This window comes from Agrobacterium sp. GW821-FHT14E08 (assembly GCF_058803865.1).
Genome location: NZ_JBXAPJ010000002.1, coordinates 190,579 through 205,659 on the forward strand (window position 1 = coordinate 190,579; position 15,081 = coordinate 205,659).

Sequence of the window (15,081 nt, forward strand, 5' to 3'; positions counted from 1 at the left end):
AGCTTGGCAACCGTTTTCCCCTTTGCCGGACATGTTCTTGATGATACGCCGATGACGCTTGGCGAAGGCCCGACCTTTGACGCCGCGACCGGCACCGCCTGGTGGTTCAATATTGTCGAGCGGGAGCTGCATGAACTGCATCTCGCTTCCGGCCGCAAAACCGTGCACGCCCTGCCCTTCATGGGCAGTGCGCTGGCCAAGATCAGCGACAGCAAGCAATTGATCGCCTCCGATGACGGCCTTTTCCTGCGCGACACGGCGACAGGCGTACTGACGCTGCATGCGGAACTGGAAAACGACCTGCCCGGCAATCGTTCCAATGACGGACGCATGCATCCCTCCGGCGCGCTCTGGATCGGCACCATGGGCCGCAAGGCGGAAACCGGCGCGGGCAGCATCTACCACGTTGCCAAAGGCACGGTGACGACGCTGTTTGCCGAGATCAGCATTCCGAATTCGATCTGCTTTTCCCCCGATGGCGCGACCGGATATTACGTCGACACCAAGGTCAACAAGCTGATGCGGGTGCCTCTGGATGCCGAGACGGGCCTTCCCTCGGGCAAGGCCGAAGTGTTGGTCGATTCCGCCGGTATCGACGGCGGCATAGACGGCTCGGTCTGCGATGCGGATGGGCATATCTGGAACGCCCGCTGGGGCATGGGTGCGGTCGATCGTTACGATGCCAACGGCAATCATATCGAACGCTATCTGGTTCCGGCGGGGCAGACCACCTGCCCGGCCTTCATTGGGCCCGATGCGTCGCGTATCCTTGTGACTTCCGCCCGCGAAAATCTCGGCGACGACGCCATCGCCGCCAATCCGCAGCATGGGTTGACGTTCGAGCTCGGGATTGACGTCAAGGGCCGGTTTGAGCCGCTCTACCGGTTGTGACGCGCGGCAAGAACTGCCCTCACCTCATTCCTGTGCTTGTCACAGGAATCTAGCCAGCCCAAGTCCTTGGGCTGGAAAGACTCTCCTCGCCACGCAGACGCGTGTCGGCTGGATTCCTGTGACAAGCACAGGAATGAGGGCTGTGGGGAAGCACCACCGCCGCCTCTTAACGGCCATTTCGTTTCTCAGGAAATATCCGAGAGAATCTCGCGATAATTCTCGTGCAGGTAACGCTGGGTGGCGGCGGCATCGGCGGGGCGGCCGTAAAAATAGCCCTGGCCCATGGCGCAGCCGAGCGCGCGCAGCTTTTCCTCTTCCGCACGCTCCTCTATACCCTCGGCCACCACTTCGAGATCGAGACCTTCGCACATGGCGACGATGGCCTTGATGATGTGTTCCGAAGGGCGATCGCTGCTGATGCGGGAAACGAAGGCGCGGTCGATCTTGACCTTGTCGAAGGTGAAGTCGCGCAGGCGGCCGAGGCTCGACTGGCCGGTGCCGAAATCGTCGAGGGAGATGCGAACACCCGCACTCTGCAATTCGCTGATGATGCGCTGCGCGGTATCGGCGGAGGTCATGACAGCCGTTTCGGTGATTTCAAGCTCCAGCCGATGTGGGTCGAGACCGACACGCGACAGGATAGAGAGAATATTGTCCGCCGTGCCAGGATCCATCAACTGCGCGGAGGACAGGTTGAAGGACAGGAAAAGCTCGCGCGGCCAGAACAGGGCTGCTTCCGCCGCCTTCCTGAGCAGGGCTTCCGAAAGGGCGTCGATAAAACCTCTTTCTTCAGCCAGCGGCACAAAAACGGCGGGCGATACGAAGCCGAGATCAGGGTCGTTCCAGCGGGCAAGCGCCTCGAAACCGATGACTTTCGCCTCTTCCAGCCTGACGATGGGCTGGAAATGCACATCGATCGCGTCGGTGATGATGGCGTTTCGCAGAGCCTGTTCCAACTGGGTGGCGCGCTTCATCTCCTGCGCTATCTCGCGCGAATAGACCGTTATCTGGCCGCGGCCGCGCCGTTTGGACCGGTAAAGCGCCGTCTCGGCGCTTTTCAACAGATCCTCGAAATCATCGCCGGCAAAAGGGTAGATGGCAAAACCGAAGGAAGAGGAAAGCCGGACGTTGCGATCGCCGAGATCGTAAGGAGCGGACAGCACGTCCTTGATCATGTTGCCGACACGCTCGGCGCCGGTGCGCTCGAAGACCAGCGGCAGCACGAAAGCGAATTCATCGCCGTCATGGCGCGTCACGACCGCGCCATCGGGAATGCAGGCCTTCAGGCGATGCGCCACCTGGCACAGAATCTCGTCGCCCGCCTGCACGCCGAAAAGATCGTTGATGGGTTTGAAGCCGTCTATATTCGCGATGCCGACCGTGAAGGGTGCGGGATCGCTCGAGCGTTCGCTCGCAAGCATGCGAATCTTGTCTCGCAGACGGTAGCGGTTGCCGAGCCCCGTCAAAGGATCGCTGTAAGCCATCGCTTGCAGCTCGTTCTGGCTGACCTGCAACGCTTGCGGCTCTGGCCGTTTCATTCCTGCATCTCGTGAATCCTGTGTGATTGCGCTCACAATGCAGGGCAAGTATTAAAAAAGCCATAGAGCCGCGAACCGAAAAATGCGGGCAGCGTTTTCCGGGAGGCCCAAAGCTTCGATCAAAATGAGCCTGAGAGCGGTCAATTTCCGCCTGTCTCTCGCCGTGGCGGCGGAATTTCAGGCTTGAAGCCGCAGGTCATCCTTGCTGAAAAGGCGCAGGAAAGCGGCCTCGACCATATCGGGACTGACGGGTTTCAGCAGCATGTCTTCCATGCCCGAGGCCAGGCACTTGTCGAGATCGCCTTCGAAGGCGTGCGTTATGACGCCGACTATGGGAATGCGATTGTCGCCGGCAAGGCCGCGCATACGGCGGGCAACCTCAAAACCGTCGATATCGGCAAGCGTCGTATCGAGCAGAACCGCGGATGGCGCCTGTTCCGCAAAAAGACGCAAGGCTTCTTCGCCGGAGGTGGCGAGCCGGTAGGATAGTCCAAGGCCCTCGAGTATCTGCGAAAAAACGATCTGGTTGACCCTGTTGTCCTCAACGAGAAGTATCTCGCAGACGCCGCCGGTCTTGAGCATTTTGGGCAGGTCTTCCGTCATGATCTCCCAGTCCTCCTCAGAGGATTTTTCCCTGGGAGAAGAGCTGAGGCCAACGGCAAGATAATGCAGCAGCGACGCGCCTATCTCGTCCTCCTCGATGGTGACGACGGGCAGGCCGTGGGCTTCGGCGATATCGAGACAGGCGACGCTCATCTGCGCGTCCACCACGACAACATCGATGGTGACGCCGGCCGAGGCGGCGACATCGATGAAACTGCGCTGTTCTTCTTCGCCCGTCACGACGGCGAAGTCCATGCCGCCCGCGGTCAACAGGCGACCGGCGGCTTCGCCGAAACGCCCGTTTTCAGATACGACCAGCACCGCCTTGCTCTTCAGCAGGCCGCTTCTGGCATCGCGCTCATCATCCTTGCCATAGGTGGAGGAAACGAAGGCAACGTGCTCGAGCGAGGGAATGACGGGCATGCCGTTTGCGTCGATGGTGGCGAGCGCGGTGACATCCTCCATCGTCGTCACCAGAAAATATCGGCCGGGCCTGCCCACACGCTGCTTGCGGGTAATCGTCAGGACTTCTTCACCATTCAGGCGTCTCACTCTTTCGGGAATGACGCTCGGTGTGCCGCTGTCCAGCACCATGCGATCGGCGATATCGATCCGCCCCGCAACCTCACGCGAATGGAGATCGAAAACGGTTCGGCCGAGAATAGCTTCGGCACTGGTCTCGACCATGGCGCAGGCGGATTTGTTGATTGCCGCATAGGCCATGTTCCGATCCTTGACGAAGACCGGAAATGGCAGATTATCGAGAATATCCTCGATCAGCTGGACGCGTTCGAGGTCGATGCGCCACTGTTCTTCTCTTTTCTTCTGTTCGGAAATATCGGCAACGACACTGATGCCGAGACCGGAAGGCAGGCGGTTCATGACGAAACGCAGGAAGCGTTCCCCTTTCAGCCGCTCGGTCTTTTCCGAGCGCTCTTTCCAGTGCAGCGCCAGCCGCTCGCCGATCCATTCCTCCCGCCCGAGCTGGCGGGCGTTGGCGGCCAGGCTTTCCGCCTCCAGAAGATAACAATCGTAGAGCGCGCTCAGATAGTCGCGCAGCCGCGCGCCCGGTCCGACAACGCCCTCCTGGAGCGGGAAAAAACTCAAGAGTTTCCGGCTTGCGAAAATAATGTGATCGTTACGGTCGTAAACGACTATCGCCGCGCCAAGCGCGTCGCAAAGGGCATCAAGCATCACCGTATGAACGCCCGCGCCAGAGGACGCCAAATCACTCAACTGCAAACTCCCGCCTGTTTTAAAGGGTCAGGCTTATGTTTCTATTGGAATCGTCCAAAGCGGATGCTGGGATGAAACGATAAATTCCGAAAAAGAGACATCAGGGTTCGCCACTTGAAGCAGTCTTGAGGAGAAGATGACGTTCACCCATAGTCGACGTCACACACCACCCGGCCAGGGGGGCCTCGTTCCTGCGATCATTTCAAGCCGCCACACCATAACCAGGGTCGATTAAAGGCGGATTAACGCTTAACGCCATGTTGAGCGAAATGATCAAATGCCCGAAAGACCGCAAAACATGTGCAAATGTCCGCGACGCCGGTTTTTTGCTTTCGAAGCCGCAGCGAATCCGCGAAAATGACGATCATGGCCATCAAGCAGCTTTCAGAAACCCTCATCAACCAGATCGCCGCCGGCGAGGTCATCGAAAGACCCTCCAGCGCCACGAAGGAACTGGTGGAAAACGCCATCGACGCCGGCGCGACGCGGATCGAGATCGCCACGGCGGGTGGCGGCAAGGGGCTGGTGCGGATTACCGACAATGGCTCCGGCATGTCGCCCACCGATCTGGAACTTGCGGTCCGGCGTCACTGCACCTCGAAAATTTCCGATACGCTTGATGACATCCGCACGCTCGGGTTTCGCGGCGAGGCGCTGCCCTCCATCGGCTCGGTCGCCAAGCTGACGATTACCAGCCGCCAACAGGGCGCTGAACAGGGTTCGGTCATTTCCGTGACCGGCGGCAAGGTTTCGGACGTGCGGCCCGCCGCCTCGAATGCCGGTACCATCGTCGAGGTGCGCGACCTGTTCTTCGCCACGCCTGCGCGGCTGAAGTTCCTGAAGACGGAACGCGCCGAGGCGGCCGCCATCACCGAGGTCGTCAAGCGCATGGCGATCGCCTTTCCGCATATCCGCTTCGTGCTATCGGGCACCGATCGTTCCACGCTCGAAATCCCTTCGACCGGTGACGATCATCTCGCCCGCATGGCGCAAATCCTCGGCGCGGAGTTCAAGGACAACGCCATCGAAATCGATGCCGGGCGCGAGGATGTGACGCTGACCGGTTTTGCCGGCGTGCCGACCTTCAATCGCGGCAACTCGGCGCATCAATATGTCTTCGTCAATGGCCGCCCGGTGCAGGACAAGCTGCTTTTATCTGCCATTCGCGGCGCCTATGCCGAAACCGTGCCGCATGGGCGATATCCGGTCGCGGTGCTGTCCATCACGCTCGACCCCGCCTTTGTGGATGTGAACGTGCATCCGGCAAAATCCGACGTGCGTTTCCGCGATCCCGGCCTCATTCGCGGGCTGATCGTCGGCGCGATCCGGCAGGCGCTGACGCGCGACGGTGACAGGGCGGCGACGACGGGTGCGAGCCAGATGATGAGCGCCTTCCGTCCGGGTTACAGCCCGTCCAATCTCCGGCCTTCTCCGTCCGCGACATGGTCCGCCGCGACTTCTCCTTCCCGGCCGCTTGCCGTTTCCAGCGGAACGCAATTTTCGGAGGCCGTGCAGTCGCGCTTTTCCGACATTACCATGCCGACGGCGCGGGCCGAGCCGAGGGAGACTTACGAGGCCGCCGCAAGCCCCTCGCCAGAAGCGGTGCTTTATCCGCTGGGGGCGGCACGGGCGCAGCTGCACGAGAACTACATCATCGCGCAGACGGAAAACGGCCTCGTCATCGTCGATCAGCATGCAGCGCATGAGCGGCTGGTATTCGAGGAAATGCGCAATGCGCTGCATTCCCAGCGTCCGCCATCGCAGGTGCTGCTCATTCCAGAGATCATCGACCTGCCGGAAGAGGATTGCGACCGGCTGATGGATCATGCCGCCGGTTTTGATGCGCTGGGCCTCGTAATCGAGCGTTTCGGGCCGGGCGCGGTCGCCGTGCGGGAAACGCCCGCCATGCTGGGCGAAGTCAATGTGCAGGGGCTGGTGCGCCAGCTTGCCGACGAGATTGCCGAATGGGATGCCGCCTCCACGCTTGCCAACAAGCTGGAATATGTTGCCGCCACCATGGCCTGCCACGGTTCCGTGCGCTCCGGCCGGCGCATGCGGCCGGAGGAGATGAATGCGCTTCTGCGGCAAATGGAAAACACGCCGGGTTCCGGCCAGTGCAACCACGGTCGCCCGACCTATATCGAACTGAAACTTTCCGATATAGAACGGCTCTTCGGCCGTAGCTGACGCCTTGTCCCGGCGGCAGGCCGGTAGGGCTGGCCTTGGCCCGCGCCTGACGGTATAAATTTAGGGAACTGGAGCATCCGCATTGTTCAGGAAAACGCTACGCCGTTTCGGACTGGGTGCCCTGACAGGACAGAGCAGGAGACGAAAACGGATGAACAGATTTGAGGGAGGCGGCAACCGCCTCGCCGTCATCGAATATCTCGACGGTGATTTCCGGATCGTGCAGACCGGCTCGCATGTCGTCTGCGCCATCACCGGCAAAAGCATTCCGCTCGATGAGCTGCGCTATTGGAGCGTGGCGCGGCAGGAAGCCTATGTGGATGCGGCGGCTTCGCTGGAAGCAGAACGCAAGGCTGGTAATCTGCCGGCGTGAGTTGGCAAGCGGCCGTTGAGTATAGCGCGTGTGCCTCCCCTCATCCCTGTGCTTGTCACAGGGATCCAGCCAGCCCAAGTCCTTGGGCTGAGAGGGCTCTTCCCGCAGTATGAACGCGCGTCGACTGGATTCCTGTGACAAGCACAGGAATGAGGAGACGTAGGTGCATGGCGGTTTTTCTTCTTTAGTACTCTAAAGCGACGTCCGCGCATTGTCCCGCAGCAAACGCGCACGGCAGTTCGCCACCGCCGTATCGATGATGGTCGCGGCCGCATTGGGGTCGTCGAACACCATGTCGATTTCGATCACCAGGCTGTTCCACAGCAATTCTTCGGCCCGGCCGTGATGCCCGTTAAGACGTACGGCGTCCTTGGCCGTCGTCACCAGTTGCAGGTTATCTTTGCCGGCGTCCTGTAGAAGATCGGCAATTTCGTCATCGCTGAAATGATGATGATCCGGGAAAGAGCGCTGTAGCACGATGTCACCGCCGAGCGCCTCGACGGTTCGATAAAACTTGGCCGGGTCGGCAATACCCGCATAGGCCAGAACGCGGCTTCCCCTGAAGTCCTGCGGCTCCTGCGGCGTGATCGCCGCAACGAAGACGGGTTTGGCGGCTTTCGCCGCCTGCCTTACCAGCGGATCGGCCGCATGGCCGTTACCGACCTTCAAAAGACCGGTCATCTGCCGCATCTGCTCGGCAAGCGGTGCTCTCACCGGCCCGCCCGGGACGAGATGGCCATTGCCGATGCCGCGCAGCGTATCGATGACGACAAGCGCGTAATCCAGCGTCAGGCGCGCGCTCTGAAAGCCATCATCCATGATGATGAGATCGACGCCTTCCTTCACCAGCCGGTGTGCGCCTTCCACCCGCTTGCGGGAAATGACCGTGACTGCCTCTCGCGCCAGAAGCAGAGGTTCATCGCCGACATCGGCCGAGCGGTGCTGTCCGGGATCGACAAGCGTGGTGACGTCAAGCGTGCCGCCATAACCGCGGCTGAGGAAACCGGGCTTCAGGCCTTTTGCGGCGGCGGCTCTGGCAATTGCCATGGCCGTCGGTGTCTTTCCGGCGCCGCCCACGGTGAAATTGCCGATGCATATAACCGGAACGGAAACGCTTGCCCTCTTCGCCGTTCGCATCCGCCGGCCGGCGATCTTGCCGTAAAGAAGCGAAAAAGGTGACAGGAGCCACGCCTGCCAGCCCGCTTTCTGCCACCAGAATGGCGGCGCTTCAGAAACCATCTATTCCCGCTCCCGGCCGCGTCGCCCACGGCATTCCGTTCGGATGTCGAATATCATAGGGGTTGTTTGCCAGAAAAAACCGTAAATTGCAAAAACGGGATAAACGGCTCAGAGAGCCCGTTCCGGCAGCAGCGCTTCAAGCGCGGTAATGTCGTCGAAACAATAATCGGCGTCAGCGCCGAGGCTCTCGCGTGAGCCGGTGCCCGTCAGAACGGCAATGCGCAATCCCGCTCCGGCGTTTTTCGCCATATGCAGATCATGATTATTGTCGCCGACCACGGCCACACGCTCGGGCGGGAAGCCTATCGCCTCGCAGAAACCGAGAACCATGCCGGGTTGCGGCTTGGTGCCATAACCGCTGTCATAACCCGCGACGAAATCCACATCGTTTTCAAAACCGAAACGGATGGCCGTCTGGCGGATGGAATTTTCATTGTCGCTGGAAGCGATGCCGAGCTTGTAACCGCGTGCCTTCAGCCTTGCGAAAAACGCCTTGAGATCGGTTACCGGCACGGATTTATCCGCCGCCTCGGTAAACAGCCGGTCGAGGCGCGCCGTCAGTTCCCCGACATTGCAGGGCGAGCCGGCGGCAACCAGACCGGCGGCGATTTCCGCCGTGTTGCCAGCGGCCAGAAGGCTGTCCGGCACCACATGACCGGTAATGGGGTCCATGCCGCAGGCGGAAAGAAGCCGGTCGGCGAGAACGGGATCGCCCTTCGCCGCAATCGCCGCAAGCTCGCGGTTTACCGGACCCCAGCTGGCGTCATAACCGAGAAGCGTACCGTCCTTGTCGAAAAGGACTGCCACGATAGACTGCGCCGTGTTGAGTTCGATATCCGCTACCATGAACCGATGGCGCTCCGCGGTTGCAGCTTGGCGGAAACAGTGAGCGGGTTGATATAGGGCTCCAGCGCCTTGACGGTCAGAGAAAGCGCGCCGCGCATATCCTGAATGACCCGGTTGCCCGCATCGATCATCTTGTAACGCTCATTGTCGTTGACCAGCAGATAATGCACCGCCTTGGCCAGCATCTCCACATCGCGGATGATACGACCGCCGCCAGCGCGGATCAGCTTCTGATAGGCTTCGCGGAAATTCTGCACATGCGCGCCGGACAATACGGCGCATCCCAGCATCGCCGGTTCCAGCGGGTTCTGCCCGCCTTCCGCCGTCAGCGAGCGGCCGACAAAGGCAAGTTCGGTCAGACGCAGATAAAGCCCCATTTCGCCGATGGAATCGCCAAGGAAAATATCGGTTTCCGGCGTGATCACGTCATTCCTGCTACGGCGCGCGACGGTCAGCCCCATGCCCTTCAGCATGGCTTCCACATCGTCGCCACGCTCGGGATGGCGCGGCACGATGATGGTCAGTTGGCCGTTGCGCGACTTGATCGCCGCATGCACGGTGGCGGCAGCCTTTTCCTCACCGTCGAAGGTGGAGATCGCCGCCCATGTCTTGCGATTGCCGACCTGCTTGCGATAGGTCTCCAGAAGAGCCTCATCACAGGGTGGCGGATCGGTGTCGCCCTTGAGGTTGCCTGATATCACCACTGGCCAGGAGCCGAGATCGCGGAAGCGTTCGGCATCGAGATCGGATTGCGCTACCACCAGCGCCAGCTTGGAAAACAGCGACTCCGCAATGTCGTGCCGGTTTTTCCAGCGGTCGAAGGACCGGTCGGACAGACGGGCATTGACCCGGATCTGCGGGATGTGCCGGCGTTCCAACTCCATCATCGTCACCGGCCAGATTTCCGATTCAGCGGTGATGGCGGCATCCGGCGCCCAATAGGCGAGGAAACGGTTGACCGCAATCTTGATGTCCAGCGGCACATATTGATGGATCACATCATCGCCGAGCCGGGTGCGGGTCAGTTCTGCGGAGGTGACCGTTCCGGTGGTCAAAAGCACGAAAATGTCGCGCTTGCGTATTTCGCGGATCAGCGGAATGAGAGCCAACGTTTCGCCCACGCTTGCGGCATGGAACCAGACCAGCGGCCCACGCGGGCGCTCGGCGCTGGCATAGCCGAAACGCTCAAGCCGACGGCGCTTGTCTTCCTTGCCCTTTGCCGCCCGATAGGAAAGATAGGGACGGGCAAAGGGATAGGCGGCGATACCGGCAATCCGGTAACCGGAAAGAGCGAAACGTGCGATACGGCTGCTCATGACATTCTGCCCTTGATCATTCCGCGCAATGCCCTTCCCCTGTTCTTGTTGTTATCGCCGCCTACTTCTTCTCAAATTGCGTCATTTTTTGTCATCGGAAACGAAAGCGCGATCACATTTTCTCGCAATCAAAATCCCGGCCTGCACATTTTCAGCAGGAATCACCGGAAAACTCGCCTTCACCCAATAGTATTACAACGCAAGGGCAAAAGGACTCAAATTTTATCGTCCGGATTGAGAAGACGGTGCATATGCACGATAAAATAACGCATATGGGCGTTATCAACAGTCATCTGCGCCTTGGATTTCCATGCGGTGAGCGCGGAAGCGTAATCCGGATAGATGCCGACGATATCGAGCGCATTCAAATCCCGGAACTGAACATCCTGAAGGTTTTCCAGTTCGCCACCGAATACAAGGTGCAGCAGCTGTTTCTGTTTGCCGGCTTCCGTCATGTCTTTATCTCTTTCTTAGACTCTGAGAGAGGCCTTCATCTGCGGGATTTCCCGGCAAACGTCAACTGTCGGACAGATGCGAAAACGCTTTCAAAAGCGTGGGCAGCGCATAATCTGCTGCGGCGCACAATGCGGGGTGGTTCACCTCACGGCGATTATACATCAGAGGTTTTCCATCGAGACCCACCAGACGGCCGCCGGCCCTTTCGAGGATCAGGTCGGCGGCGGCGAGATCCCACTCGTGCGAGTTGGCCTTGACCAGCGTTCCGTCGATACGGCCATCGGCCACCATGGCCAGCCGATAGGCAAGCGAGGGTACGTGCGGAATGCGCTTGACGCTGCCCCGTACCTCTTCCGGCAGATGCGTGACCACGTCTTCCGGTGCCGCCAGATGGAAGATGCCGACATTTTCACGTGCGGCGGAAATGGGCTCGCCATTCTTCAGCGCCTCACCACCGTCCAGTGCCGTGAATTCCTCGGCGAGCGCGGGTGCGACGAGGACCGCAACCACCGGCCGCCCTTCATGCACCACCGCGACGCTGACGCACCAAGTGTCCCGGCCGCTGATGAAGGCGCGGGTGCCGTCGATGGGATCGACCACGAAGACGGTGGAGCGGGAAAGGCGGTCCGTATCGTCATCCGTCTCTTCGGAAAGCCAGCCATAGTCGGGCCGGGCTGAGCGCAGGATGGTTTCGAGGATTTCATTGGCAGCATAGTCGGCCGCGCTGACCGGCGAAAGCCCGCCATTCTTCCACCAGACCTCGGGATCCTTGCGGAAGAAACCGAGGGCCGTCTCGCCCGCCTTGCGGGCGGCTTCGAGGACCAGCCTCAGATCGGAGGCCCAGCGGGCCTCAGCCATATCGTTCATTTTGCCGTCTTTTCCGCGCGCCTCACACGGCGCGCCTGTTTTTCTCTTCGCACTTGCACACAAAGTGCCGGCGAAAACAACCCGCAGGCCGTCTCACTTGCCCGCGATCGTCATGCCTTCGATGGCAAGCGTCGGGGCCGCGACGCCGTATTTGCGGTCGATATCGTTAGCCGGCGTGACCCGCATGAACATGTCCTTCAGGTTCGAGGCGATGGTGACCTCGGAAACCGCGAAGGTCTTTTCGCCGTTCTCGATCCAGAAACCGCTCGCGCCGCAGCTATATTCACCCGTGATCATATTGGCGCCGTGGCCGATCAGCTCGGTGACGTAAAAGCCGGTTCCGACCTGCCGCAGCAGATCCTCCGGCGAGATATCGCCCGGCTCCAGCGCCAGATTGGTGGAGGCCGGCGAAACCGCCGTGCCGCCGCGCACGCCGCGACCGTTGGTTTCAAGGCCAAGTTCCCGCGCCGCCGAGGTGGACAGGAACCAGTGCTTGAGAACACCGTCCTCGATCATCGTCATCTTCTCGCCGCGCACGCCCTCGCCATCGAAGGGACGCGAGGACGGGCCGCGCACGATCTGCGGATCGTCGGTGAGATAAAGGCCCTTTTTCAGAACCTGCTGACCCATTTTATCGCGCAGGAAGCTGGTCTTGCGGGCAACCGACGCGCCGTTGATGGCGCCGGCAATCGCACCGACAAAGCCGCGGGCGATGCGCGGATCGAAAACCACGGTGATATTGCTACCGGTATCGACCTGGCGCGGGCCGACACGGCGCACGACTTTATCACCCGCACGACGGCCAATCTCTTCGGCTGCATCCAGATCGGCATAATAAAGGCGGCTGTCGAAATCGTAGTCGCGCTCCATCTTCGTGCCTTCGCCGGCGATGACGCTGACGGAACGGCTGAAGCGGCTGCCCATATAGCTGCCGGAAAAACCGTGCGAGGTGGCAAGGACAAGGCCGCCCATGCCGCTCGATGCGCCGGCGCCCGAGGAATTGCTGACGCCCTTGACCGCCAGCGCCGCCTCTTCCGAAGCAAGGGCCGCCTCGCGCAGCTGATCCGCCGATACTTCCGTCGCATCGAAAAGCTCGAGATCGTCATAGGAGGTCGCCAGCCGTTCCCTGTCGGCGAGGCAGGCAAAGGGATCTTCCGGCGAGACCTTGGCCATGGCTACCGCCCGTTCCGCCAAGGTCTTCAGGTCGAAGCCCGGATTGGCCGAAACGCTCGCCACCCGGCGGCCGACGAAGACGCGCAGGGAAAAATCGTCGCTTTCGGAGGATTCGGTGCTTTCCACCTTGCCCAGCCGCACGCCGACCGATTGCGAGCGGGAGCGGACGACAACGGCATCCGCCTCATCCGCACCGGCGGCACGGGCAAGATCGACAAGCTGGCTGGCGCGATCGAGAAGTTTGGAAGAATCTATTTCTGAGGACATGAGTTGGCCTTTCATTCCTGTTCCATTTATTGTGCCAGGAACCCCGCATCAAGGGCGAAACGCCGCTTTCTCCATTCGGACGGTATTGTCGCCACCCTATTCGAAAGTCCGCCCGCATGACCGAGCACGACGCTCTCTTTTCCGAACCCCTGCTGCTTCTGGCCGGCGCGGTCATCGCGGCCTCGGTTTTCCGCAAGCTCGGGCTTGGCACCGTGCTCGGTTATCTGGTGGCGGGCATCATCATCGGGCCGTTCCTGCATCTGGTCACGGATGCGAAGGACATCTTCAATGTCTCGGAACTGGGCGTGGTTTTTCTGCTCTTCATCATCGGGCTGGAACTGAAACCATCGCGCATATGGCAGATGCGGCGCGACATTCTGGGGCTCGGACTGGCGCAGGTGCTGGTGACGGGCAGCGTGCTGGCGGCCATTGCCTGGTGGGCGGGGTTGATCGATGCACGCGGCAGTCTCGTTGCCGGTTTCGGCCTTGCGCTTTCCTCCACCGCCTTTGCGCTGCAAATCCTTGCCGATGACGGCGACATGAATACGCGCCACGGCAATCGCTCCTTTTCGATCCTGCTGTTTCAGGATCTCGCCATCGTGCCGCTTCTCGCCCTCGTCACCATTCTTTCGAACCGCCCGGACGTGCCGACGGATTCGATGTCCTACGACCTCCTCGCTTCGATCATCGCGGTGGCGGGCATGGTGCTGGCGGGGCGTTACCTGCTGACACCGATGTTCCAGATCATTGCCCGCACGGGCGCGCGCGAAGTGATGATCGCCGCCGCGCTCTTCGTCGTCATCGGTGCAGCCGCCATCATGGAAGCTGTCGGGCTTTCGATGGGCATGGGCGCATTGCTGGCGGGGCTGATGCTGTCGGAATCCTCCTACCGGCATGAGCTGGAGGCGGATATCGAGCCGTTTCGCGGATTGTTTCTGGCGCTGTTCTTCATGGCCGTCGGCATGTCGCTGCATGTCAATATCGTCTATGAGCACATTCTTCTCATCCTGATCGCCGTGCCGGTGATGATGGCGGTGAAGGCGGGCCTGATTTACATTCTGTGCCGCATTGCCGGTTCGTCGCGTTATGCGTCCAGCCGCATCGCGCTGCTTCTGGCGCAGGGCGGCGAATTCGGTTTCGTGCTTTTCACCACGGCCGCCGCCTCGGGGCTTTTCCCGCAGGCGACCGCCTCGATCCTCGTTGCCGTGGTCACGCTTTCCATGGCGCTGACGCCGCTTCTGGCGGTGATTTCCCGCCGGCTGACGGCGGAGGATGCGGAAGAGGACAAGCTGGAAGAGGATTTCGACGGCGCGGGTGCGGATGTGCTGATCATCGGCTTTTCCCGTTTCGGCCAGATCGCCTCGCAGATTCTTCTCGCCGGGGGGCGCGACGTCACCGTCATCGACAGCTCGGCCGACCGCGTGCGCCAGGCCGCCCGTTTCGGCTTCCGCATCTTTTTCGGTGATGGCACACGCAAGGACGTGCTGATCGCCGCCGGAATAGAACGGGCCGATCTCGTTGCCGTCTGCACCCACAAGAAAGAGGTGACCGACCGTATCATCGACATGATCCAGTCGGAATTTCCGAGCGTGCGCATCTATGTCCGCTCCTATGACCGTGTGCATTCGCTCGACCTCAGGAAAAAGGGCGTGGAATATGAAATCCGCGAGACGCTGGAATCGGGCCTGCTGTTCGGCAAGCGCATTCTGGAAGGGCTGGATATGGATGGCGAAAGGGCGCTGGCGATTGCCGACGATATTCGCGAACGCGACGAGGAGCGGTTGCAACTACAGGCCGTGGAAGGTCTCGCCGCCGGCCGGCAGATGCTGCACAACAAGCCGGTGCGCGAAGTGAAGCCGGAGCCGCTGATGAAGCCGAAGAACAAGGCGGAGAAGCGGGAAGAAGAAGAGGATGCGGAGGACAGCGAGACGGAAGTTTCGCTGTGAATTGAGTTCAACTTAGTGACTGGGAGAGCGTCGCTTGTTTCTTCTCCCCGCCGGGGAGAAGTCCGCGGCAGCGGGATGAGGGGGCGACGGTTGAGATATTCGGAGAGCTTGCCCCCTCATCCGGCCCCTCGGGCCACCTTCTC

The 15,081-nt window shown here is 60.7% G+C and carries 12 protein-coding genes; 4 read left to right on the plus strand and 8 right to left on the minus strand.

All coding sequences use genetic code 11. The annotated features are described in order from the left end of the window. Window positions 1-3: 3 nt before the first annotated feature. Window positions 4-891, plus strand: coding sequence for an SMP-30/gluconolactonase/LRE family protein (locus AC1ROR_RS09735; RefSeq protein ID WP_498589287.1), 888 nt, complete (start codon window positions 4-6; stop codon window positions 889-891). A 185-nt stretch (window positions 892-1,076) separates the two neighbouring features. Here the strand turns inward: AC1ROR_RS09735 and AC1ROR_RS09740 are convergent, their stop codons facing one another. Further along, window positions 1,077-2,429, minus strand: coding sequence for a putative bifunctional diguanylate cyclase/phosphodiesterase (locus tag AC1ROR_RS09740; RefSeq protein ID WP_035218681.1), 1,353 nt, complete (start codon window positions 2,427-2,429; stop codon window positions 1,077-1,079). 177 nt (window positions 2,430-2,606) lie between these two features. Continuing rightward, window positions 2,607-4,226, minus strand: a complete 1,620-nt coding sequence (locus AC1ROR_RS09745; RefSeq protein ID WP_167377514.1) for a response regulator — start codon at window positions 4,224-4,226, stop codon at window positions 2,607-2,609. Between the two features lie 408 nt (window positions 4,227-4,634). On the opposite strand from AC1ROR_RS09745, the gene mutL reads away from it, so the two are divergent. Further along, a complete protein-coding gene (mutL, locus tag AC1ROR_RS09750) occupies window positions 4,635-6,455 on the plus strand; it encodes a DNA mismatch repair endonuclease MutL (RefSeq protein ID WP_080833621.1) in 1,821 nt (606 codons plus the stop codon). Window positions 6,456-6,606: 151 nt separating this feature from the next. Next, complete coding sequence (locus tag AC1ROR_RS09755) at window positions 6,607-6,828, plus strand: DUF2093 domain-containing protein (protein ID WP_080833619.1); 222 nt, start codon at window positions 6,607-6,609, stop codon at window positions 6,826-6,828. A 192-nt stretch (window positions 6,829-7,020) separates the two neighbouring features. On the opposite strand, the gene lpxK is transcribed toward AC1ROR_RS09755, so the two are convergent. From lpxK to AC1ROR_RS09785, 6 genes are all read right to left on the minus strand, one after another. Next, on the minus strand, window positions 7,021-8,067 hold the full coding sequence (gene lpxK, locus AC1ROR_RS09760) for a tetraacyldisaccharide 4'-kinase (RefSeq protein ID WP_498589288.1): 1,047 nt from the start codon (window positions 8,065-8,067) through the stop codon (window positions 7,021-7,023). 108 nt (window positions 8,068-8,175) lie between these two features. Then, window positions 8,176-8,913, minus strand: a complete 738-nt coding sequence (locus tag AC1ROR_RS09765; RefSeq protein WP_498589289.1) for an HAD family hydrolase — start codon at window positions 8,911-8,913, stop codon at window positions 8,176-8,178. Beyond that, window positions 8,907-10,229: a lipid IV(A) 3-deoxy-D-manno-octulosonic acid transferase gene (waaA, locus tag AC1ROR_RS09770; RefSeq protein ID WP_035218686.1), complete on the minus strand. Its 1,323-nt coding sequence runs from the start codon at window positions 10,227-10,229 to the stop codon at window positions 8,907-8,909. The genes AC1ROR_RS09765 and waaA overlap by 7 nt, the downstream gene beginning before the upstream one ends. 215 nt (window positions 10,230-10,444) lie before the next feature. Next, window positions 10,445-10,684 carry a DUF4170 domain-containing protein gene (locus AC1ROR_RS09775; protein ID WP_035218688.1) on the minus strand — a complete coding sequence of 80 codons (240 nt, stop codon included), beginning with the start codon at window positions 10,682-10,684 and terminating at the stop codon, window positions 10,445-10,447. 61 nt (window positions 10,685-10,745) lie between these two features. Then, window positions 10,746-11,552: a 3'(2'),5'-bisphosphate nucleotidase CysQ gene (locus AC1ROR_RS09780; RefSeq protein ID WP_498589290.1), complete on the minus strand. Its 807-nt coding sequence runs from the start codon at window positions 11,550-11,552 to the stop codon at window positions 10,746-10,748. Between the two features lie 93 nt (window positions 11,553-11,645). Beyond that, window positions 11,646-12,992, minus strand: a complete 1,347-nt coding sequence (locus AC1ROR_RS09785) for a TldD/PmbA family protein (protein WP_498589291.1) — start codon at window positions 12,990-12,992, stop codon at window positions 11,646-11,648. Between the two features lie 116 nt (window positions 12,993-13,108). On the opposite strand from AC1ROR_RS09785, the gene AC1ROR_RS09790 reads away from it, so the two are divergent. After that, window positions 13,109-14,938, plus strand: coding sequence for a monovalent cation:proton antiporter-2 (CPA2) family protein (locus tag AC1ROR_RS09790; protein WP_498589292.1), 1,830 nt, complete (start codon window positions 13,109-13,111; stop codon window positions 14,936-14,938). Window positions 14,939-15,081 lie beyond the last annotated feature (143 nt).